This window comes from Verminephrobacter aporrectodeae subsp. tuberculatae At4 (assembly GCF_000193225.1).
GTDB classification, from domain to species: domain Bacteria; phylum Pseudomonadota; class Gammaproteobacteria; order Burkholderiales; family Burkholderiaceae_C; genus Acidovorax; species Acidovorax aporrectodeae.
Map to the genome: position 1 here is coordinate 1 of NZ_AFAL01000392.1, position 20,809 is coordinate 20,809.

The window sequence follows — 20,809 nt, forward strand, 5'->3', positions numbered from 1 at the left end:
CATCAGACGATGGGGGGTTGCTTGAGTTGTGGCTGTTCTTGGACAGACGCGATTCCAACTCTTGGACCCGGGTGACCAATTCTTGGACCCGAACGACCAACTGTCCAATCAATACATCCTTGTGCTCAAGCAATGCGTCCTTCTCTTGGAGCAATGGATCCTTCTCCTCGTGACTCAGCGTTGAAGTGTCGGAAGGTGTCAGCATGGGGCGAGTATCACTGATTCGTGTTCGAGAGGCTGAACAGTCACGTCGACTGAACCCCGCTATTTTCCCGTCTTGCGCACGATGACCTGTCCGTTGCGCGCGCCGCTGTGCGCGCCGGTCTGCCAGGTCACGGCGCCGTTGACGATCACCGTGTCGATGCCCTCGGCCGCCTGCGTCGGGTTCTCGTAGCTGGCCCTGTCGCGCACCGTTGCGGCGTCGAAGATCACCACGTCCGCATGCTGCCCGGGCGCGAGCGTGCCGCGCCCTTGGAGTCCGAAGTTGCGCGCCGTGAGTCCGCTCATCTTCCACACCGCGGTCTCCAGCGGGAACAGGCCGAGGTCGCGGCTGTAATGGCCGAGCACGCGCGGGAAGCTGCCCCACAGGCGCGGGTGCGGCTTCTCGCCGAGCGGAATGCCGTCCGAGCCGATCATGGTCTCGTCGAACGCGAGGATGCGCTGCACGTCGTCCTCGTGCATCATGAAATAGATCGCGCTGCCGGGCTGCAAGCGCCGCGCCGCCTCGGTTCCCGAGACGCCCCATTCGGCCGCGATGTCCTTCAGGTCGCGGCCCGCGCATTCGGGGTGCGCAAGGCTCGACGCGATGAGCACGCGGCAGTCCAGCATCCCGCGGTCGGTGCGGATCATGGTCGATCCCGCGGTGTAGGGATAGCAGTCGAGCGCAATGCACTGGTGGCGCATGGCCTCCTGGATGAAGGGCAGCGTGAGTCGCGTCTTGCCAAAGTTCCGCGCGTTCTGCACCTTGTGGTGCGAGATCACCACCGCAACGTCGAGCGCGCGGCCGATGGCAAAACTCTCTTGCAGCGCTTCCATCACCTGGTCCGCCTCGTCGCGCATATGCGTCGCGTAGAGCGCCTTGCGCGCCGTGAGCGGGCGGCCGACCGCGATGATCTCCTCGGTCGTGGCCTGCGCTGCGGGCGGGTAGAAGGTGCCGCTCGACAGGCCGATGGCGCCGGCCTGCAGCGCCTCCTCGACCAGTTCCTGCATGGCGCCGATCTCGGCCGCGTTCGCCGGGCGGTCCAGGTCGGCCATGGTCACGGCGCGCAGGGTCGAATGCCCGACCAGCGCCGCGACGTTCACCGACGCGGGCGCAGCGCGCAGCGCGTCGAGGTACGCGGCGAAGCGGGTATGGCGTCCCTCGGCCGGCGTATCGAGCAGGCTGAGCGGCATCGGCAGGTCCATTCCGGCGCGCAGCGGCGCGGCGCTGATCCCGCAGTTTCCCGTGACCACGGTGGTCACGCCCTGCGAGACCTTGAACGGCATCTGCGCCTGCGACAGCAGCGCCTGGTCGTCGTGCGTGTGCGCGTCGATGAAGCCGGGCGCGACGATGCGGCCGCTGGCGTCGAGGACCTGGTGCGCCGCGCGAGCGCTCAGGTCGCCGATCTCGGCGATGCGGCCGGCGCGGATTCCGACGTCGGCCGCGAACCGCGGCGCCCGGGTGCCGTCGATCACGTCGCCGCCGCGGATCAGCAGGTCGAAGGCAGATGGGTCGTGCGGCACGGGGGGCTCCTTAGCGAAAATGGCAGGCTACGAAATGCCCGTCTGCCGGGGGCCGTGCGCCGAGTTCGGGCGCCTGCTCCTGGCACACGGGCCGCGCCAGGGGGCAGCGCGTATGGAAGTGACAGCCCGGGGGCGGGTTCGCCGGGCTCGGCGGGTCGCCCTGCAACAGCAGGCGTTTTGCCCGCGTGCGCGGGTCGGGAACCGGAACCGAAGACAGCAGGATCTCGGTGTAGGGATGGCGCGGCGCGGAGAACAGCGCGTCGCGGTCGGCGACTTCGACGATGCGCCCCAGGTACATCACGGCCACGCGCCGGCTGATGTGGCGCACCACCGCCAGGTCGTGCGCGACGAAGAGGTAGGCGATTCCCAGCTCCGCCTGCAGGTCCATCAGCAGGTTCACCACCTGCGCCTGCACCGACACGTCGAGCGCCGAGACCGGCTCGTCGCAGACGATCAACTTGGGCCCGAGCGCCAGCGCCCGCGCGATGCCCAGGCGCTGGCGCTGGCCGCCGGAGAATTCGTGCGGGTACTTGCTTGCCGCCTCCGGCCGCAGGCCGACCCGGGCGAACAGCCATTGCACGCGCGCGCGCCGCTCGGCGGCCGAGGCCATGCCGAAATTCCTCAGGGGCTCGGCGACGATCTCGCCCGCCGAAAGCCGCGGGTTGAGCGACGCGTAGGGGTCCTGGAAGATGATTTGCAGTTCGCGCCGGCGCAGCCGCATCTGCCCGGGCGACAGTTGCGTGAGCTCCTCGCCTTCGAGCCGCACCGAGCCGCCGCTGGGTTCGACGAGGCGCAGCACCGACTTCGCCGTGGTGGTCTTGCCGCAGCCCGACTCGCCCACCAGCGCCAGCGTCTCGCCGCGCGCCACGGAAAAGGAGACGCAGTCCACCGCCTGCACCGGCGGCCGCGCTTTCTCCAGCCAGCGCCGGGGGAGCGCGTAGTGCTTGCTGAGCCGCTCGACCTGGAGCAGGGGCGCGGGGGTGTTCATGCGCGCGCCTCCTGCGCGGCCCGGACGCGGCCTTCCTCGACGGCAAAGCAGGCCACCGTGTGCCCTGCTGCCTGCGTTGCGAGCCGCGGCGTCTCGCTCGCGCAGCGCGCGCCGGCGTGCGCGCAGCGCGCCGCAAAAGCGCAGCCGCGGCCCAACTCGTGCGGCGCCGGAACCATGCCCGGGATCTCCGCCAAGCGCGCCCCGCTGCTGTTCATCGAGGGCATCGAGGCCATCAGCGCGCGCGTATAGGGGTGCAGCGGCCGGTCGAAGAGGTCCAGCACGTCGGCCTCTTCCACCTTGCGCCCGGCGTACATCACGATGACCCGCGTGCAGCTCTCGGCGACCACGCCCAGGTCATGCGTGATCAGCACCACGCCCATTCCCAGTTCCTGCTGCAGGCGCCCGATCAGGTCGAGGATCTGCGCCTGTATGGTCACGTCGAGCGCCGTGGTCGGCTCGTCGGCGATGAGCACCTCGGGGTGGCAGACCAGCGCGAGCGCGATCATCACGCGCTGGCGCATTCCGCCGGAGAGCTCGTGCGGGTACGCGTGCACGCGCCGACCGGGTTCGGGGATCGCTACCTGACGCAGCATCTCCACCGCGCGCGCGAGCGCGTCGGCGCGACCGAGCCTCTGGTGCAGCCGCACCGTCTCGGCGATCTGCCGGCCCACGGTAAGCACCGGGTTCAGCGAGGTCATGGGCTCCTGGAAGATCATCGAGATGCGGTTGCCGCGCACCTGCCGCATCGCGCGCTCGCTCAGGCGCAGCAGATCGGTTCCGCGCAGGCGCACCGCGCCGCCGATGCACGCCGGCGGTGTCGGCAGCAGCCGCAGGATCGACAGCGCGCTCACACTCTTGCCACAGCCCGACTCGCCGACCACGCCCAGGGTCTGGCCGGCGCGCACCGTGAACGAGACGCCGTCGACCGAGCGCACCCGCCCGGCCAGGGTGTCGAAATGCGTGCGCAGGTTCTCGACTTCGAGCAAGGGCTCTCCAACGGGCAGGCGGGGCATGTGCATCGTGCTACCCGCGCTCACAGCTGCCGCGCCAGGCGCGGGTCGAGCGCGTCGCGCAGGCCGTCGCCGAGCAGGTTGATCGCCAGCACCGTCGTGGCCAGCAGCAGGCCCGGGTACAGGATGATGTGGAACGCCACGGCAACGAAGTTGCGGCCTTCGGCCATCATGTTGCCCCAGCTCGGCGTCTGCGCCGGAACGCCGACGCCGAGGAAGGACAGCACCGCCTCCGAGAGCACCGCAGCGGCCGCGACGAAGGTGGCCTGCACGGTCAGCGGCGCCACGATGTTCGGCAGCACGTGGCGCAGCAGGATCCACGGCAGCCGGGTGCCGACCGCGTGCGCCGCCTCGACGAACAACTGCTCGCGCAGCGTGAGCGCCAGCGAGCGCACCAGCCGCGCCACCCGGGGGACTTCGGGGATGGTGATGGCGACGATCACGGTCGCCAGGCTGGCCCGGGTGAGCGCCATGAGCGCGATCGCGAGCAGGATTCCGGGGATGGCCATGAACCCGTCCATGGTGCGCATGATCCACGCGTCGGCCCAGCGCACGAAGCCCGCGAGCAGCCCGAGCAGCGCGCCCAGGGCCGTCGCCATGCAGGCCACCGCAAGGCCCACGATGAGCGACACGCGCCCGCCCCAGACCGCGCGGCTGAAGACATCGCGCCCCAGCGCGTCGGTGCCGAACCAGTGCTCGGCCGACACGGACTGCATGCGCGCCAGCGGATCGATGTCCTGCGGGTCGTGCGTCGCGACCCAGGGCGCGGCAAGCGAGAGCGCGGCCACGGCGATCAGGAGCAGCGCGCCGAGAATCAGCGTCGGGTGCTTGCGCAGCCAGCGCCAGCGCGGCACCACGAAGGGGGCCTCGTGCGCCGCGGACGCGTCGGCCAGGAGAAGGGGCGTGGACATGGTCAGTACCGTATGCGCGGGTCAAAGAAGCGGTAGCTCAGGTCGATCAGCAGGTTGATCAGCACGTAGACCCCGGCCGAGATCAGCAGCACGCTCTGGATCACCGGGTAGTCGTGGCGCAGCACCGAGTCGATGACCAGCCGCCCCACGCCGGGAATCGCAAACACCGTCTCGGTCACGACCACGCCGCCGATGAGCAGCGCGATGCCCACGCCCACCGTGGTGGCGATCGGGATCGCGGCGTTGCGCAGCGCGTGGCCCAGCACCGGCAGAACGCCCAGGCCCTTGGCGCGCGCGGTGCGGATGTAGTCCTCGTGCAGCACCTCGAGCACGGTGGCGCGCGTCATGCGCGTGACCAGCGCGCTGTAGACCAGCGCCAGGTTGACGCAGGGCAGGACCAGCGAGCGCAGCCAGCCAGCCGGGTCTTCGGCCAGGCGCACGTAGCCCTGCACCGGAAACCACGGCAGCCGCACGGCGAAGCTGTAGATCAGCAGGTAGCCCACGAGGAACACCGGCACCGAGAAGGCGAGCACCGCGAGCAGCATCACCAGCCGGTCGATCCAGCTGCCCGCGCGGTACGCCGCGAGCGTTCCCAGCGGCACCGAAAGCAGCAGCGTGAGCGCCATCGTGAACAGCGCGATGCAGAGTGTGGGCTCGAGCCGCTGGCCGAGCAACTGCGCCACCGGAACCTGCGTGAAGATCGAGGTGCCCAGGTCGCCACGGGCCAGCTTGCCGACCCACAGCGCGAACTGCTGCCACAGCGGCAGATTCAGGCCCAGCGTGGCGCGCAGCCTCTCGATGTCCTCGGTGCTCGCGAGGTCGCCCGCGATCAGCGCCGCCGGGTCGCCCGGCGCCAGGTGCATCAGCAGGAACACGATGACGGCCACCACCGCCATCACGGGCAGGGTGGCGAGCAGGCGGCGCAAAACGTAGCCCATCGGGTCTGCGACCTACTTGTCGAACATCCAGGGCATGGGTATGCCGGCCCAGATTCCTTCCGCTCCCTTGAGGCTGGTGCGCGCGGCGAAGGCGATCGAGTACTGGCCCGTGCTCACGTAGGGAACGGTCTCGTAGGCGCGGCGCTGGAATGCGTCGAGCAGTTCCTTGCGCTTGGCGGGTGCGCGCTCCTTGAGCCAGACGCTGCGCAGCTCGTCGAGCGGCTTGTCGCAGGGCCAGCCGGGCAGCGTGTTGCCGCAGGCCGCGCCCAGATAGAGGTTGGTGATGGGCGAGTCGATGTCGAGCTGGCAAGCCGCCGTCGCGTAGACGTTCCAGCCGCCGGCCTCCGGCGCGTCGCGCCTGGTGCGGCGCGCGCTGATGGAGGACCAGTCCATGGTCTGCATGTCCACGTTCATGCCGATGCTGCGCATGGTCTGCGCGGCCATCAGCGCCTCGGCGTTGAGGTAGGTGATGTCGCTGGGCACCAGCAGCGCCACCTTCTCGCCCTTGTAGCCCGAGGCCACGAGCATCTGCCGGGCCCGCGCGAGGTCGGCCCTGCGGTAGGGCTCGGCGCCGGCCGCCGTCTCGTTGCTCCCGCCGCAGATGAAGTAGCTGGGGCAGTGCGTCACGCGCATGTCCAGCGGGTAGCCCATGGCCGTGGTGAAGCGCTCCTGGCTCACCGCCTGCAGCAGCGCCTGGCGCACCTTCGGGTTGTTGAACGGCGGGTGCAGGTGGTTGAACACCAGCAAGCCCTGGTAGGCACCGCCCGAGCCGATCTTCACGCTCTTGTCGCTGCGCAGCGCAGCGATGTAGTCCGGTGGCAACTGTTCGATGAGGTCAACCTCGCCCCGCTTGAGCGCTGCGATGGCGCTGTTCGCGTCGGGCAGGTAGAGCCATTCGACGCGCTCGAAGGGGCTCCTCTTGCCGCCCGCCAAGCCGTTTGGCGGCTCGCTGCGCGGCACGTAGTGCGGGTTGCGCACGAACACCACCTTGTTGCCCGGAACCCATTCGTCGCGCTTGAAGACATAGGGGCCGGAGCCCAGCACCTCGGTCAGCGGCGCGCTGGCCGGCATTTTTGCCAAACGCTCGGGCAGGATCAACGGCGGGAAGCCCGAGGGCTTGGCCAGCGCGTCGAGCACCAGGCCAAAGGGCTCGTCGAGCGTGAGCGTGAAGCTGCGCGCGTCGCTGGCCTTCCACGCGGCGCCGCTGGCCAGCATGGCGCGGCCCATGCTGTCGCGCGCGGCCCAGCGCTGCAGCGAGGCGATGGCGTCGGCCGAGGTCACGGCGCTGCCGTCGGAAAACTTGAGCCCGGGGCGCAGCGTAAAGCGCCACAGCTTGCCGTCCTCCGAAGCCGCGTACTTCTCGACCATCTGCGGCTGGGGCTTGCCGCCCGCGTCCTGCGCAAACAGGCTTTCGTAGACCATGTGGCCGAAGTTGCGCGAGATGTAGGCGGTGGTGAAGGTCGGGTCGAGGATCTTCAGGTCGGCGTGGGCCACCATCTTCAGCGTTTTGGGCGGCGTCTGGGCGAGCGCCGGGAGGCAGGCACAGGAGAGCGCCAGGGCGGCGAGCATGCGTCGTTTCATCTTCGGTTCTCCAACGGGAGGCTGCAAGGAATCGGGGGAATGCATCCGGGGGGCGCCGTGGCCGTTGTCCCCCGAACTGGCGCAAGAGCGGGCGCTCATGCCGCGATCGGCCATTTCGGCAGGCGCGCCTTGCGGTACGCGAGCGTGCTCAGGTCGAACGCCACCGTGCCCGGCGCGCCGACGTAGATCACGTGCTTGGCGAGCCGGGAGTAGGACGCGTGGAAATGCTGCGCCGACTTCACGACGATGATTTTCTTGGCCGCGAGCACGCAGCCGAGCTGCGTGAACAAATCGATGTCGATCGCCTGGTTGCGCAGCGTGTTCAGCACGATCTCGATTCCTTCGGCCTCGACCAGCGCGCAGTCGCCCATGAGCGCACGCGTTGCGGCCAGGCCGGTCATCACCAGGTCCTTGCGCAGCGCCTTCACCGTGCATTCCAGATCCAGCGGGTCGCCCGAGAGCGGGCCGATCTTGCCGCCAATGCGCATGGCCAGCCTCGCGCCCACCCCCGCGTCGAAGGCGATGCGCACCGCGATCGGGTCCCACAGCGGGCCCAGCGCCGCGTTGCTGATTGCGCGCTCGCGCATGCGGCGCAGGATGAAGGTGGAATCGCCCACCGCGCCACCGCCGGGGTTGTCCGCGCCATCGGCCAGCACCACGGGCCCGGCAGCGCAGGCCAGCGCCTCGTCGAGCGCGGCGTCGATTCCGGAGTAGTGCACCACCAGGCCGTCGCGCATGGCGATGACTTCGTCAGCGAGTTCGCGCGCCAGCGCCTCGGCCCGGGCCTTGTCGCCATCGGTATAAACCAGCAGCTTGGTTCCCATCTCGGGAACGTCGCCCCACGGAAAGCCGTGCGTGAGCGAGATCGAGAGCACGCCGTCGCGCCCCTCGAGCGACTGCATGCGCTCGACGAAGGCGCGCGCCGGCGCACGCGAGGTATGCACCGTGGCGACCATCTCGCAATCGACCACCGCGGCCACCGGCCGCACCCGGCCCTGAACCATGGCGGCGCACAGGTCCACCAGTTCCAGCGCGCGCTCCAGTACGTCGGTGTGCGGGTATTCCTTGAACGCGATCAGCAGGTCGGCGTGCTCCACCATCGCGCGCGTGAGGTGGTTGTGCGGGTCGAGCTCGGCGCCGACGACCACGCCGGGCCCGACGATCTGCCGCACGCGCGCCAGCAGGTCGCCCTCGCAGTCGTCGTACCCTTCGGCAACCATCGCGCCGTGCAGGCCCAGCAGCACCATATCGACCGGCAGCGCCGCGCGCAGATCGGCGAGCAGTTCGTCGCGCAGCGTTTCATACGCGTGGCGCGTGGTCGTTCCGCTGGGCTGCGCGCTGGCGACCATGCCTTCGCACAGCGTCCAGCCCTTGTCGGCGCCGCGCAGGCGCGCGGCCCACAGCGGGCCCGAGAACAGCGTCATCGCATCGGGGTGCTTGCCCGCGGCAAAGTAGCCACGGTCCTTGAACGCGGACAGGCCGGTCGGCATCGGGGCAAAGGTATTCGTTTCGGTGGCCAAGGAGGCACTGAAGACACGCATGGCGGGTTCTCGTAGTGGGTGGGTCTGCGCGGCTCAGGCGGCAAGCGTGCGCAACGGCAACAGGCGATTCAGGAAAGGCGCCACGGTGGAAAGTGTAGGCAGTAATTTTCTGATACACAAATTGATTGAAGGAATCCAAGGGAAAACCCGTACACATCGCCCGCCCCTGCGTCAGAGTCGTTGTCGCCTCCATGGAATCAAGCACCGGGGCAGCATGGAACGCAATCCGTAGCGCATAAAGCATGCCAACCCCATGCTTGGGCAAGCAGTGTCCCGACAGGAGCGGGTCGTGCAGAAGCTCTGCGCTCCGGCAAAGCTGCGGAAGGTGCCCGAGATTTCTTGCTTGGACCTCGGGCAATTGGTAGCGGTCCACCAGCAACTCGCCGGCGCGTAAAAAGGGGGGTTATCCGCAGGAGATGCGTATCCGCCTCCCCGCCACGCTCATGTCGCGCGCTCGCGCAATCCGGACGCCGACCTCAGTGCCAGCGGTACCACGTGCACGCCCAAACCCAGCAAGACCGCTGCGACCGACATCAGCAAGCGCAGGCTCAGATTCTCTCCTGCGAACAACCACGCGAGCGTCACGCCAAACACCGGGATCAGCAGCGCGAAAGGCGCTGTGGCGGCTATGCCGATGGCACCAATGGCTTGCCCCCACAGCACCTGCGCCACGACGAAGGATGCAAGCACCAAGTAGGCCACTGGCAGCCAGGCATGCAACGGCGCCTGCACGAGCGTCTGGATTGCGGATGGCGCCGCAGGCAGCATCACCTCACGGACAACGGACACGACCGGCAAGCAAATCAAGCCGGTCGCGCACTGCAAGCGGAGCATGCCTTCCGGGTAGCGCTTCATGGTGACGCTGGCGACGGCCCATCCGGCTGCAGAAATCAGGCACACCGCGCAAGCGAGCAGTGGTGCCTTGCTGCCGCCCATCACCAGCACGCCGGCGAGGCCCGCCAAGCCCAAGACGCAGCCCACGACCGTCGTGGCACGAATGGACTCGCCCAACATGAGCCAGCCGAGCGCCAGCGAGATGAACACCTGGAATTGCATCAGCAGTGCCGCGAGTCCGGGTGAGAGACCCAGCTGGATTGCCATCGTTGACAGCAGGTACTGGCCGATTCCCGAGCAGGCGGCGTAGCACAGCAGCGCAGGCCACGGCACCCTGGGCCAGCCGACGAATGGAACCAGCAGCGCCACGAAGGCGAAGCGCAATGCGGCAAGCAGGTAGGGATCGAAATGCCTCAGCGCGAACTGCAGCACGACGAAATTGCCGCCCCACAACAGGGCAGCGACCACCGCGGCAATATAGGCTCTGCGTTCCAAGCTCATGGTTGAATCTCGATCCATGGTGTGCGCGCCGACTCGGGCGCATCGGTCAGCCATGCGCTGGTTCCCGTGATGGTAGATCATGGTCATGGATTCGGGCGGCACGCAGGCGTCGCATAGCCTGAAGGCGCTGTGCTCGCGGGCGTAAATCCGGACAGATTGAAACAGCAAGGAGCAAACAGATGGCAGCCAGCAAGTCAAAGGTCGATGACTTCTTCAATGACCTCGGTCTGACCGCCCCCGAGAAGCATCAGGTCGCGGTCGCCCTGCGCAAGGAAATCAAGCGACTGGCCAAGGCGGCGGAAGAACGAATGATGTACGGCGGCGTGCTGTACTACCTCGAAGAATCCTTCTGCGGAATCTTCTCGTACAAGACGCACGTCACCCTCGAGTTCAGCGAAGGTTACCGGTTCGATGACAGGGCCGGCGTGCTCGAAGGCGCCGGGAAGTACCGGCGTCATATCAAGTTCAAGCAGGTGCCCGACATCCGCGACAAGCACGCGGCGGCCTACATCGAGCAGGCCATCAAACTGGTGAATAGCTGAGGCGCCGCAAGACCATGGATCTCGACACGGCGCAGATTCGGCGAAAGCGTCAGCGCGCCACGGGCTGGGCGAAGCCGAGCACGTAGCCGTTGAGGTCCTTCACGTAGATTTCCTTCATGCCGTAGAAGGTGTCGTGCAGGTCGCGCACGACCTCGCAATGCTTCTTCAGGCGGGTTGCCAGCGTCGCCAGATCGTCGACCTCGAAATAGAGCACGGCACTGCTGCGGATGTCGGCGGCGTCCGCGAACGCCGGGACGTTCTCGCGCAGGCTCCTTTGCTCCTGCAGCATCAGCTCGATGTCGCCGTTCTTGATCAGCGCATAGACCAGAGCCTTGTTGCCGTCGTACTGGAAGAGGACTTCCTCGGACCCCATCGGGACGCTCATCACATGCTGGAACCCCAGTACATCGGCGTAGAAGTCGATGGCCTTGTTGACATCCGCAACCATCATGTTGCTCCACAGTTTCTTCAGCATGAATCGTTCCTCTTCTTGAACCTCAGCGCTTCGCGAAGAAGGAGTGGATGTCGAAGTTCACCTTCACGCTGGGCGCGGTCTCGATCTCGGCGACCTTGCGCAGCAGCTCGTCGGCGTATTCGGCGTCGCCGGCCTGGTCCATGTACTTCGTGACGTAGCTCGTGGACAGGAAGAACGTGGCGACCTCGCGCGGCGTCAGCTCGATGATGTTCGACAGCACGACGCGCTCAGCCTCGCGGAAGATCTTGCTGGCCTTGATGCGCTCCAGGGTGTCGTCGTAGCGCGTGAGGCGCGCGTCGCGGTAGGCGGCCCACTTGAGGGAGAGTTCGCGCGCGAAGAAGTCGCGCAGCGGGCCGTAGGCGATGGGGAAGTCGTACTTGTAGGCGCAGAACACGCCGCCGGGCTTGAGCAGCACGGCGTCGCGGTCCATCCAGTAGAAGGATGTGGCGCTCGTCACCGCATCGAACTGGCGCGTGGACGTGTAGTCCTCGGCCGGGGAGACGCCGAAGGTGATGCCGGGATAGGTCTGGCGCGCCTTGTCGATGTGGACGAAATGGATGAGGACGCATGGCGCGCTGCAGCGGATCGCGATCGCCAGCGCGCCGGATTCAGAGCGGCGAAGGGCGCCTCAGCCGCGGCGCAGTTGATCGACGGCGGCGTGCAACTGCCTGGCCCAGGCGTGCCGGTCGCGCGCGCCCGCGTGCTCGGGCTGGCCGTAGCGCACAACGGCTTCGATGGGCGGCGCGCACAGCGTGCGCCAGATCGATCCCACCAGGGTTTCGTCGCCGATGTAGCTGGGCGCAAAGCTCTCGGCCCCCGTGTTCCGGTCGGCAAAGCGCAGGCCCACGGGCTGGACCGGGGCCTGGGCCGTGACCGCGGCCTGCAGCAGATTCGCGTGGAACGGCAGCAGTTCGCGCCCGTCGCCGGTGGTGCCTTCGGGGAACACGGCCAGCACCTCGTGCCGCGTCAGCGCCTCGTGCATGCTGTGCACCATGCGCAGCGCGTCGCGGCGCGCGCGGCGCTCGATGTACAGGGTGCCGGCCGCGGTGGCCAGCGCGCCGATCAGCGGCCAGCCCCGGACGTTGGATTTGGCGACGAAGCGGCAGTGGCGCGCCGCGTGCATCACCGGGATGTCGAGCCACGAGAGGTGGTTCGCCACGAGCAGCACCGGCCCGCTGACCGGGGGCTGCCCCTCGATGCGCAGGCGCACTCCCGCGTGCGCGAGCAGTTCCATGGCCCAGCGCTGCACCTGCGCATTGCGCTGCTCGGGCGCCAGCGCGGGAAAACGCAGCGTCACGATGCACAGCCCCTTGAGCACGTGACCGAACAGGCGCAGCACCCGCCAACAGGCGCGCGGATGCTTCATGGACCAGGCCAGCGCCGTTGCCGGATATCCCGGCACCGCGCGTTCCTCGGAGTCTGCGCGCGCCATGGATCAAGCGCGCTCGGAGGTGGCGTCAAAGACCACCTGCCCGCCGACCAGCGTCATGCGCACGCGCCCGGGCAGCGCGCAGCCGGAGAACGGGGTGTGCTTGCCCTGGCTGCGCAGGGCGTCGTCGCGCACCGTCCAGACGGCCTCTGGATCGAGGATGCACAGATCGCCCGCCGCGCCTTCCGCGATCCGTCCCACGCTGCTCTGCAACGCGCCCAGTGCGCTGCCGAGCACGCGCGCGGGGCCGGAGGTCACAGCGGCCAACGCGCGCGGCAGCGGCACGGCGCTGTCCTGCGACCACTTGAGGACCAGGCTTGCCAGCAGTTCCAGCCCGGTGGCTCCCGGCTCGGCCTCGGCGAAGGGCAGGGCCTTGGCGTCTTCGGCGACCGGGGTGTGGTCGGACACCAGCGCGTCGATGCTGCCGTCGGCCAGCGCCGCGGCGAGCGCGTCGCGGTCGCACTGCTGGCGCAGCGGGGGCGACAGGCGGGCGCGGCTGTCGAAGAAGCCGATGGCCGCGTCGGTCAGGTGCAGTGAGTTGATGCTCACGTCGGCCGTGACCGCGAGGCCCCGGTCCTTGGCGCGGCGCAGCAGTTCCACGCCGGCGGCGCTGCTGATGCGGCACAGGTGCACGCGCGCGCCGCTGCCCGCGAGCAGTTCGAAGATGGTGTGCAGCGCGATCGTCTCGGCCGCCACGGGAACGCCCGACAGACCCAGGCGCGTGGCCAGCGGGCCGCTGGCGGCAACGCCCTGGCCCAGGTGCAGGTCCTGCGGGCGCAGCCACAGGGTGTAGCCAAAGCTCGCAGCGTATTGCAGCGCGCGCTGCAACACCAGGGTGCTGGCGAGCGGCCGCTCGGCCTGGCCAAAGCCCACGCAGCCCGATTCGGTGAGCGCGACCATCTCGGTGAGCGCCCCGCCCGCGAGCTTGCGCGTGAGCGCGCCCAGGGGGAACAGGCGCGCCTGGTGCAGCCTCTGGGCGCGGAACCTGAGCATCTCGACCAGGCCCGGCTCGTCGAGCACGGGGTCGGTGTCGGGCGGGCAGACCAGGCTGGTCACGCCCCCCGCGACGGCGGCGGCCATCTCGGACGCGAGCATTCCCGCATGCTCGTGCCCGGGTTCGCGCAGGCGCGCGGCCAAGTCCACGAGACCGGGCAGCACGATGCAGCCCGCCGCGTCGATCACCCGCTGGGCGGCGAAGTCCGGCGCAACACGGTTCAGCCCCGCGATGCGGCCGGCAGCCAGGGCAATGTCACAGCGCTGATCGAATCCCGAGTAGGGGTCGATCACCCGGCCGTTGCGGATCAGCAGCTTCATGATTCCCGAATCCCCCAATGCCGCTCAGGCGCCGCCCCATGCAACGCGCGCCGCCCCAGCCGGGGACAGCGCGGAGCCGGCTCTGCCGGGTCGCCGGGGCTTGCCCCCTCGAAGGCAGGTCCGGGGGTGTTCCATTGCATCATGCGTCGTTGCCGGCGACGATGGACATCACGGCCATGCGCACCGCGATGCCGAAGCCGACCTGCGGCAGGATCACGCTCTGCCGGCCATCGACCACGGCCGAGTCGATCTCGACTCCGCGGTTGATCGGGCCGGGGTGCATCACGATGGCGTCAGGCTTGGCCCGTTGCAGCTTTTCGGGCGTCAGGCCGAAGCACTTGAAATACTCCTGGCTCGAGGGCAGCAGCGCGCCGCTCATGCGCTCGTTTTGCAGGCGCAGCATGATGACCACGTCGGCGTCCGCGAGGCCCTCTTGCAGCGTGTGGCACACGCGCACGCCCATCTGCGCCAGGTCGCACGGCACCAGGGTGCGCGGGCCGACCACGCGCACCTCGGCGCAGCCCAGCGTCATCAGGCCGTGGATGTCGGAGCGCGCCACGCGCGAGTGCAGCACGTCGCCGACGATGGCCACGACGAGGCGGCTGAAATCCTGCTTGTAGTGCCGGATGGTGTACATGTCCAGCAGCCCCTGCGTGGGGTGCGCGTGGCGCCCGTCTCCGGCGTTGATGACGTGCACGTGCGGCGCGACGTGCCGGGCGATCAGGTGCGGCGCGCCCGACTCGCCGTGGCGCACGACGAACAGGTCGGCGGCCATGGCCGACAGGTTGGCGATGGTGTCGAGCAGCGATTCGCCCTTGCTCGCGGAACTGCGCGCGATGTCCAGGTTGAGCACGTCGGCCGACAGGCGCTTGGCCGCGATCTCGAAGGTCGTGCGCGTGCGCGTGCTGTTCTCGAAGAACAGGTTGAACACGCTCTTGCCGCGCAGCAGCGGCAGTTTCTTGACTTCGCGGTCGTTCACGCTCGCGAAGTTGGCTGCGGTGTCGAGGATCTGCGTGACGATGGCGCGCGGCAGGCCTTCGACGGACAGCAGGTGGATGAGTTCGCCGTTGCCGTTGAGTTGGGGTTGCGCGCGTGCGGCATGCTCAGACGCCCTCGATCTGCAAGCGCAAGACACCGCCGGCGCGCGCCAGGGCCAGCGACTGCGTTGCGGGCAGCGCCAGGCGCGCGGCGGCAAAGTCGGCCTGCACCGGCAGCTCGCGTCCGCCGCGATCGACCAGCACGGCCAGTTGCACGCGCGCGGGACGCCCGTAGTCGAACAACTCGTTGAGCACGGCGCGCAGGGTGCGGCCGGTGTAGAGCACGTCGTCGAGCAGCAGCACGTCCGCCCCGTTCACGTCGAACGGCAGCCAGGTTTGCGCCGCGGCCGACAGGCCGCGCCGGGAATGGTCGTCGCGGTGCAGCACCGAGGACAGCACGCCGGGGGCGTCCGCGAGGCGCAGGTCCTTTTGCAGGCGCTCGGCCAGCCAGGCACCGCCCGAGGCAATTCCCGCGAGCCGCGTGGCGCCGCAGCACAGGCCGCGCACGCCGCGCAGGAGCTCGCGGTACAGTTCCTCGGCGTCGGGAACCGGGGGCGTGGCAGCGCCGGGGGCGCTCATGCCAGACCCCGCAAAAACTGCTCCAGGATGATGCAGGCGGACGCGGCGTCGGCGTCCCGGGCGCCGCCGGCGAGCGCCTCGGTGGTGCTGTAGCGCTCGTCCACCTCGAACACCTGCAGGCCAAAGCGCCCGCGCAGGCGGCGGCCGAATCGGAGCGCGCGCCCAGTGTTCTCGTGGCTCGCGCCGTCGGGGTGGTAGGGCACGCCGATCACCAGCGCGTCGGGCTGCCAGTGCGCGATGCGCTGCGCCAAGTGCACGAAGCGGGCGTCGCCCCGGGCGGCGATGGTGGGCTGCGGCGTGGCGCTGCGCAGCAGGCGATTTCCCGTGGCCACGCCGGTGCGCACGAGGCCGAAGTCAAGCGCAAGAAAGGTCTGGAAATGCGCGGGGACAGCACACGGGCCGGTCATGCATGCCCCGCCTCGGGCGACAACATCCAGGTCTGCACGCCAAGCAGCGCCAGGGCCCGGTCGTAGCGCTCGGGAGAGGGGGTTTCGAAAATCACCGACAAATCGGCCGCCACCGTGAGCCAGGCGTTTGCCGCGAGTTCCGACTCCAGCTGCCCCCCGCCCCAGGACGAGTACCCGAGCGTGATCAGCACCCGGCGCGGGCCGGCACCGGTGGACAGGGCTTCGAGCACGTCCTTGGAGGTGGTCATCTCCAGCGCGCCGGCAATCGCCATGGTGCAGGCGTAGACCGGGCCGTCGGTGCCCGCACGGTCCATGAGCAGGGGCTCGTGCAGCACGAAACCGCGCTCGGTCTGCACCGGACCGCCCTGAAACACGGGCTCGCGGCCCAGGTCTTCGCGCCGCAGCGACAGATCGACGCGGTCGAAGAGCCCCTTGAGGGTGATGTCGGTGGGTTTGTTGATGATCAGCCCGAGCGCACCCCGCTCGCTGTGCTCGCACAGGTAGACGACACTGCGCGCGAAGGACTCGTCTTCCAGACCGGGCATCGCGATCAGGAAATGGTGCGTCAGGTTGGTGGTGGGCGCGCTGGCGGAGGACATGCGCTGATTCTAGCGGCGAACCTCGCGCCGGCGGCTCCTGTCCGGTCCGCGACACGCAACCGGCTTTTTGCCGGATTTGCCGGCTAGACCTCGGCCAGAGCCGCGTTGCGGACGTAGTGCTGGATCAGGTTCAGCAATTCCTCGTCCGAGTAGGGCTTGCCCAGGTAGTGGTTCACACCCAGCTCGATCGCATGCTCGCGGTGTTTCTCGGCGATACGCGAGGTGATCATGATGATCGGCAGGTCGCGCAGCGCGCCGTCCGCCCGGATGTTGCGCGCCAGGTCAAAGCCGTCCATGCGCGGCATTTCGATGTCCGAGAGCACGACGGTCGGCCGCTCCTCCTGCAGGCGTTCCAACGCCTGCAAGCCGTCGGCGGCGAGCGCCACCCGGTAGCCCTCGCGCTGCAGCAGGCGCTGCGTGACGCGGCGCACGGTGATCGAATCGTCGACCACCAGCACCAGGGGAACCTGGCTCGGGCCGGCGAGCGGCGACGCAACAACCGGTTTGCCGGCAGCGGCGGCGGCCGCGCTCTGGTCCTGGGGCGCGGACGGCAGGCCGGCGCTGGCCGCGCGCACCTGCTCCCCGTACACCGTGGCCAGGGCCACGGGGTTGTAGATCAGCACCACCGCGCCCGAGGCCAGCACCGACATGCCCGCCAGGCCGGGCAGGCGCGACAGCTGGGGCCCGAGGTTCTTCACCACGACTTCCTGGTTGCCCAGGACTTCGTCCACGTGCATGGCGATGCGCTGCGCTGCGCTGCGCAGGATCACGACCGGGCGGTTCCTGCCTGCGGGCTCGCTGCTGCGCGCCGAGGCCTGCAGCAAGGCGCCGGACCAGAAGAACGGCAGCTTTTCCGCGCCGTCGTCAAAGCTGCCGCTGCGGTAGGCCTCGGCCAGGTCGGCGATCGAGGTGCGGCGCACGGTCTCGGCCACGTTCGCGGGAACGCCGATGACCAGCTCACCGGTGCGCAGCATCACCACCTGCGTCACCGCCGTGGTCAACGGCAGAACCATGCGGAACGCGGTCCCCTTGCCGGCTTCGGTCGAGGTTTCGATGCGCCCGCCCAGCGCGTTGATCTCGGTGCGCACCACGTCCATGCCGATGCCCCGCCCGGCCAGGCCGGTGACTTCGGACGCGGTGGAGAAACCGGGCATGAAGATCAGCTGCGCCGCGTCGGCGTCGCCGAACTGCGCATCCGCGGCGACGAGGCCCTGCGCCACGGCCTTTGCGCGGATGCGCGGCAGGTCCAGGCCGGCGCCGTCGTCGCGGAACTCGACGGATACGTCGTTGCCCTCGTGGCGCAAATTCACCGTGATCGTTCCGGACGCGGGCTTGCCCACGGCGGCCCGCTGCTGCGGGCCTTCGATTCCATGCGCCACGCAGTTGCGCAGCAAATGCTCGAACGCCGGGGTCATGCGGTCGAGCACGCCGCGGTCCATCTCGATGGAGCCGCCGACGATGTCCAGCTTGATCTGCTTGCCGGTCTCCTTGGATGCCTGGCGCACGACGGCGTACAGCCGCTCGGCAATGCCTTCGAATTCCACCATGCGCGTGCGCAGCAGATCGCGCTGCAGTTCGCGCGCCTGACGGCCCTGGGCGATCAGGTCGTCCTCGGCGCTTTCCATGGCCCGCTGCAGATTGCGCTGCACGGTGGCCACGTCGTTCACGGACTCGGCCATCATGCGGGTGAGTTCCTGCACGCGCGTGAAGCGGTCGAACTCCAGCGGGTCGAAGCCGGCCGCGCTGTCCTTGGACAGCGCCAGGCGCGACTGCATTTGCGACTCGGCCTGCACTTCGATGTCGCGCAGCTGCTGGCGCAGGCGGTCCAGGTTGCTTGAAAGATCCGTCAACGAACTGCGAAACTGTCCCAGATGCACGTCCAGCCGCGAGCGGCTGATCATGACTTCGCCCGCCTGGTTCACCAGCCGGTCGAGCAACTGCGCGCGCACCCGCACCGACTGGCTGGCAACGACACGCTGCGGCGCCAGCGGGACCCGCTGGACAAAAACCGGCGGCAGGCGCGGCGGCGCGAAAGCGACTGCGGCCGTATCCACCGGCGCGCTCACCGGTGCTGCGGTCTCGGCCGCTTCGCGGCGCGGCTGCAGCGCCTCCACGGGCAGAGACACCACCGTATCCGCGGGGCTCTGACCGATCGCGCGCAGCGCCTCGAAATTTGCCAGCAGGCCGTCGAAGCTCGCTTGCAGGGGTTCGATCTGCTCCGTGTCCACCGCCTCGGTGTCGAGTTGCTCGATCGCGGATTCCAGCCGGTGCGCCATCTCCCCCAGGCGCATGGCGCCGGCCAAGCGCGCGCTGCCCTTGAGGGTGTGCAGCGCGCGCAGCACCTCGTTGCGCGCACCGAGGTTGTCCGGCCGCGAGGCCCACTGGCGCAAGGCCCCTCCGAGCTGCGGCAAGAGTTCTGCCGCCTCTTCCTCGAAGATCGTGAACAGGTCGGGGTCGATGACGTCGATCGCATCGATGTCGTTGTCCGCGTCCGTTCCCATTGCAATGGCGTGCGCAATCGCGTCGTCGATATGCTGCTCGGGGTCGTCGTGCCGCGCCGGGGCGACCGGGTCCGCAGCGACCGGGGGCGGCGCGATGGCAGGCGCCAGCGGGGTCGGGGTTGGGGTCACCGTAATCACCGTCGTCACGACCGGAGCCGCCGGAGCTATTGGAGCCGTCGGAGTCACCGAGACTACCCAAACCACCGGAGCCGGAGCCGGTGGCGGCGCCTCGGGAATAGCCTGCTGCACCGGCGCCGGCTGCGCCGGGAATTCGTCCAAATCATCCTCCGGCAGGGACCCGCTATTGAGCGTCTCGGTTTGCAGGATCCGGCGCAACTGCTCGAGCACTTCCTGGTTCGGCTCCTTGAGGAAGCCTGCCGCGAACTGGTGCAGCAGCCGACGGATGTCCTCCGCCGCGGCCACGAAGGCCTGCGCCTGCCCCGTGGTGCCGCCGCCGGACTGGAGTTGCACATGCTGGAGTGTGTGTTCGAGCACCCTGGCCATTTCCGACAGGGCATTGAACCCCACGGTGGCGGAACTGCCCGCGAGCGAGTGCGCGAGCGCCACCGCGGTATCCGGAACGGGCTCGTACAGCTCGTGCGACCATTCCTGGAGGCAGGTCAGCAGACGGCGCGACCACTCGTCGGCTTCGTTCAGATAGACGCTGTAGAGCGGTATGCCGATGCGCAGGCTGCCGATCACCTTCACGGCCTCGTCGCTGGCGCCGTCTTGCGGCGGCGGGGCCGGCGCAGGATCGGCGGCGGCGGGCGGCGGCGTTGCAGGCAAACCCGCGACCACCGGGGAATCGGCGACCGGCGGCACCTGATCGCGCAGGTCCAGCTCGAAGACAAAATCCTTACCCGGCGCAGGCGGCCCGGCAGGCGGTGCAGGGGGTGCCTCGTCCAATGCTGCGGCGAAGATCGAGAAATCGATCTCCTCGGCCATTTCCGTGGTGTCGGCAGCGTCAAGCGCCGGTTCGGGAACCGCGTCCAGGGTCTCGGGCGTCTTGGGCTGCGGCACACCGGGGAGCGGCGCGCCGACCGGCTCTGGCTTCGGCTCCGGCGCCACGGCGGCGGGCGCGCGTGCTGCGGTAGTTGCCGCAATGGGCAGCAGGCTGCCATCGCGGCGCATCGCATCCGCCGATTTGCGGAAGTCCTCGGGGTCCCAGTCCGGCGTGCGGTGCGCGGCAATGTCATCGACCCAGCGGCCGAAGGCGTTCAGGGCCTGCGAGGACAGTTCCAGCAATTCGGGGCGCACGGGCTTTTGTTCGGCCAGCCAGACGTTGAGGACCTGCTCCATCGACCACGCGGCTTCGCCGAAGTCCTTCAGGCCCACCATGCGGGAGCTGCCCTTGAGCGTATGGAACGCCCGGCGCAGCGTCGTCTGCTCGCTGAGATCCCCCGGTTCGCCCCGCAACTCGGCGACGGCGGCCAAGCCATTGAGCACCACTTCGCGCGCCTCTTCGAGGAATATGTCCAGCAGTTCGTCGTCCACACCCGGTGCGGGCGCGGGCGCCTTGGCGGCGGGCGCTGTGGTGGTCACAGGCGGGGCTGCGGGCAAGTGCACGGGCGCAGGCGTGGGCGCTGCGGGCACGGGCACGGGCACGGGCGCAGGCGGCACGGGCGCGGCCGGCGCGGTGGCGGTGAACACGAACACGTTCGCGGGCACGGTCGGCGCGAACGCCGCCTTGGCGGGCGCCGGCGCGTCCGGGAAGATGCCGGGGACCGGGGTTGCCGGCACGGCGGGTGCGGGTGCGGGTGGACTTGGCAGCGTATCGGGCGGCTGCGGCATCGCAGCGTGTTCCTCCGGCGTGTCAGGCGTCCCTTCGGCCGGGTCGGACGCGCGCGAGCGCGACTGGCCCATGAGGATGCGCAACTCGCCCAGGTCCTCGTCGTACACG

Annotated in this window: 19 protein-coding genes; 1 reads left to right on the top strand and 18 read right to left on the bottom strand. The window is 69.1% G+C overall.

All coding sequences use genetic code 11. The annotated features are described in order from the left end of the window. The 9 genes from VTU_RS34775 to VTU_RS0110510 form a co-directional block, all read right to left on the bottom strand. Nucleotides 1-205 (bottom strand): DUF6444 domain-containing protein (locus tag VTU_RS34775; RefSeq protein WP_236610704.1); only part of this gene is annotated, 205 nt, incomplete at its 3' end. Nucleotides 206-264: 59 nt separating this feature from the next. Further along, the gene (locus tag VTU_RS0110470) at nt 265-1,722 is read right to left on the bottom strand and encodes an N-acyl-D-amino-acid deacylase family protein (protein WP_010103950.1); all 1,458 of its coding nucleotides are present in this window, start codon (nt 1,720-1,722) and stop codon (nt 265-267) included. A 10-nt stretch (nt 1,723-1,732) separates the two neighbouring features. Further along, on the bottom strand, nt 1,733-2,710 hold the full coding sequence (locus tag VTU_RS0110475; RefSeq protein WP_010103951.1) for an ABC transporter ATP-binding protein: 978 nt from the start codon (nt 2,708-2,710) through the stop codon (nt 1,733-1,735). Continuing rightward, nucleotides 2,707-3,729, bottom strand: a complete 1,023-nt coding sequence (locus tag VTU_RS0110480) for an ABC transporter ATP-binding protein (RefSeq protein WP_010103952.1) — start codon at nt 3,727-3,729, stop codon at nt 2,707-2,709. Before VTU_RS0110480 ends, VTU_RS0110475 begins: the two co-directional genes overlap by 4 nt. A 14-nt stretch (nt 3,730-3,743) precedes the next feature. Continuing rightward, complete coding sequence (locus VTU_RS0110485) at nt 3,744-4,631, bottom strand: ABC transporter permease (RefSeq protein WP_010103953.1); 888 nt, start codon at nt 4,629-4,631, stop codon at nt 3,744-3,746. A gap of 2 nt (nt 4,632-4,633) precedes the next feature. Then, nucleotides 4,634-5,569, bottom strand: coding sequence for an ABC transporter permease (locus VTU_RS0110490; protein WP_010103954.1), 936 nt, complete (start codon nt 5,567-5,569; stop codon nt 4,634-4,636). 12 nt (nt 5,570-5,581) lie between these two features. Further along, the gene (locus VTU_RS0110495) at nt 5,582-7,150 is read right to left on the bottom strand and encodes an ABC transporter substrate-binding protein (RefSeq protein WP_029554283.1); all 1,569 of its coding nucleotides are present in this window, start codon (nt 7,148-7,150) and stop codon (nt 5,582-5,584) included. Nucleotides 7,151-7,245: 95 nt separating this feature from the next. After that, complete coding sequence (locus VTU_RS0110500; RefSeq protein WP_010103956.1) at nt 7,246-8,691, bottom strand: M81 family metallopeptidase; 1,446 nt, start codon at nt 8,689-8,691, stop codon at nt 7,246-7,248. 441 nt (nt 8,692-9,132) lie between these two features. Further along, nucleotides 9,133-10,044: a DMT family transporter gene (locus VTU_RS0110510; RefSeq protein ID WP_169315388.1), complete on the bottom strand. Its 912-nt coding sequence runs from the start codon at nt 10,042-10,044 to the stop codon at nt 9,133-9,135. Nucleotides 10,045-10,205: 161 nt separating this feature from the next. On the opposite strand from VTU_RS0110510, the gene VTU_RS0110515 reads away from it, so the two are divergent. After that, nucleotides 10,206-10,568 carry a DUF1801 domain-containing protein gene (locus VTU_RS0110515; protein WP_010103963.1) on the top strand — a complete coding sequence of 121 codons (363 nt, stop codon included), beginning with the start codon at nt 10,206-10,208 and terminating at the stop codon, nt 10,566-10,568. Nucleotides 10,569-10,617: 49 nt separating this feature from the next. Here VTU_RS0110515 and VTU_RS0110520 read toward each other — a convergent pair whose 3' ends face one another. From VTU_RS0110520 to VTU_RS0110560, 9 genes are all read right to left on the bottom strand, one after another. Then, complete coding sequence (locus VTU_RS0110520; RefSeq protein ID WP_010103965.1) at nt 10,618-11,043, bottom strand: VOC family protein; 426 nt, start codon at nt 11,041-11,043, stop codon at nt 10,618-10,620. A 22-nt stretch (nt 11,044-11,065) separates the two neighbouring features. After that, nucleotides 11,066-11,500 (bottom strand): hypothetical protein, encoded by a 435-nt coding sequence (locus VTU_RS26810; protein ID WP_050809481.1) that lies wholly within the window; start codon nt 11,498-11,500, stop codon nt 11,066-11,068. A 171-nt stretch (nt 11,501-11,671) separates the two neighbouring features. Further along, nucleotides 11,672-12,409, bottom strand: a complete 738-nt coding sequence (locus VTU_RS0110530; protein ID WP_029554284.1) for a lysophospholipid acyltransferase family protein — start codon at nt 12,407-12,409, stop codon at nt 11,672-11,674. Nucleotides 12,410-12,478: 69 nt separating this feature from the next. Next, nucleotides 12,479-13,786, bottom strand: coding sequence for a dihydroorotase (locus VTU_RS0110535; protein WP_010103971.1), 1,308 nt, complete (start codon nt 13,784-13,786; stop codon nt 12,479-12,481). 139 nt (nt 13,787-13,925) lie between these two features. Further along, on the bottom strand, nt 13,926-14,921 hold the full coding sequence (locus VTU_RS0110540; RefSeq protein ID WP_010103972.1) for an aspartate carbamoyltransferase catalytic subunit: 996 nt from the start codon (nt 14,919-14,921) through the stop codon (nt 13,926-13,928). Further along, a complete protein-coding gene (pyrR, locus tag VTU_RS0110545; protein ID WP_010103973.1) occupies nt 14,890-15,402 on the bottom strand; it encodes a bifunctional pyr operon transcriptional regulator/uracil phosphoribosyltransferase PyrR in 513 nt (170 codons plus the stop codon). Before pyrR ends, VTU_RS0110540 begins: the two co-directional genes overlap by 32 nt. Continuing rightward, entirely contained in the window at nt 15,399-15,809 is a 411-nt protein-coding gene (ruvX, locus tag VTU_RS0110550) for a Holliday junction resolvase RuvX (protein ID WP_010103974.1), read from the bottom strand. The genes pyrR and ruvX overlap by 4 nt, the downstream gene beginning before the upstream one ends. After that, nucleotides 15,806-16,408 carry a YqgE/AlgH family protein gene (locus VTU_RS0110555; RefSeq protein WP_010103976.1) on the bottom strand — a complete coding sequence of 201 codons (603 nt, stop codon included), beginning with the start codon at nt 16,406-16,408 and terminating at the stop codon, nt 15,806-15,808. The genes ruvX and VTU_RS0110555 overlap by 4 nt, the downstream gene beginning before the upstream one ends. A gap of 83 nt (nt 16,409-16,491) precedes the next feature. Beyond that, nucleotides 16,492-20,809 (bottom strand): hybrid sensor histidine kinase/response regulator (locus tag VTU_RS0110560; protein WP_029554285.1); only part of this gene is annotated, 4,318 nt, incomplete at its 5' end.

What these genes read in the sequence shown, in the direction of transcription:
- pyrR (WP_010103973.1), bottom strand. Translation starts at nt 15,402, where the DNA reads ATGAGCGCCCCCGGCGCTGCCACGCCCCCGGTTCCCGACGCCGAGGAA.
- VTU_RS0110510 (WP_169315388.1), bottom strand. Translation starts at nt 10,044, where the DNA reads ATGGATCGAGATTCAACCATGAGCTTGGAACGCAGAGCCTATATTGCC.
- VTU_RS0110515 (WP_010103963.1), top strand. Translation starts at nt 10,206, where the DNA reads ATGGCAGCCAGCAAGTCAAAGGTCGATGACTTCTTCAATGACCTCGGT.
- VTU_RS0110520 (WP_010103965.1), bottom strand. Translation starts at nt 11,043, where the DNA reads ATGCTGAAGAAACTGTGGAGCAACATGATGGTTGCGGATGTCAACAAG.
- VTU_RS0110535 (WP_010103971.1), bottom strand. Translation starts at nt 13,786, where the DNA reads ATGAAGCTGCTGATCCGCAACGGCCGGGTGATCGACCCCTACTCGGGA.
- VTU_RS0110485 (WP_010103953.1), bottom strand. Translation starts at nt 4,631, where the DNA reads ATGTCCACGCCCCTTCTCCTGGCCGACGCGTCCGCGGCGCACGAGGCC.
- VTU_RS0110555 (WP_010103976.1), bottom strand. Translation starts at nt 16,408, where the DNA reads ATGTCCTCCGCCAGCGCGCCCACCACCAACCTGACGCACCATTTCCTG.
- VTU_RS0110480 (WP_010103952.1), bottom strand. Translation starts at nt 3,729, where the DNA reads ATGCACATGCCCCGCCTGCCCGTTGGAGAGCCCTTGCTCGAAGTCGAG.
- VTU_RS0110500 (WP_010103956.1), bottom strand. Translation starts at nt 8,691, where the DNA reads ATGCGTGTCTTCAGTGCCTCCTTGGCCACCGAAACGAATACCTTTGCC.
- ruvX (WP_010103974.1), bottom strand. Translation starts at nt 15,809, where the DNA reads ATGACCGGCCCGTGTGCTGTCCCCGCGCATTTCCAGACCTTTCTTGCG.
- VTU_RS0110495 (WP_029554283.1), bottom strand. Translation starts at nt 7,150, where the DNA reads ATGAAACGACGCATGCTCGCCGCCCTGGCGCTCTCCTGTGCCTGCCTC.
- VTU_RS0110490 (WP_010103954.1), bottom strand. Translation starts at nt 5,569, where the DNA reads ATGGGCTACGTTTTGCGCCGCCTGCTCGCCACCCTGCCCGTGATGGCG.
- VTU_RS0110530 (WP_029554284.1), bottom strand. Translation starts at nt 12,409, where the DNA reads ATGAAGCATCCGCGCGCCTGTTGGCGGGTGCTGCGCCTGTTCGGTCAC.
- VTU_RS0110475 (WP_010103951.1), bottom strand. Translation starts at nt 2,710, where the DNA reads ATGAACACCCCCGCGCCCCTGCTCCAGGTCGAGCGGCTCAGCAAGCAC.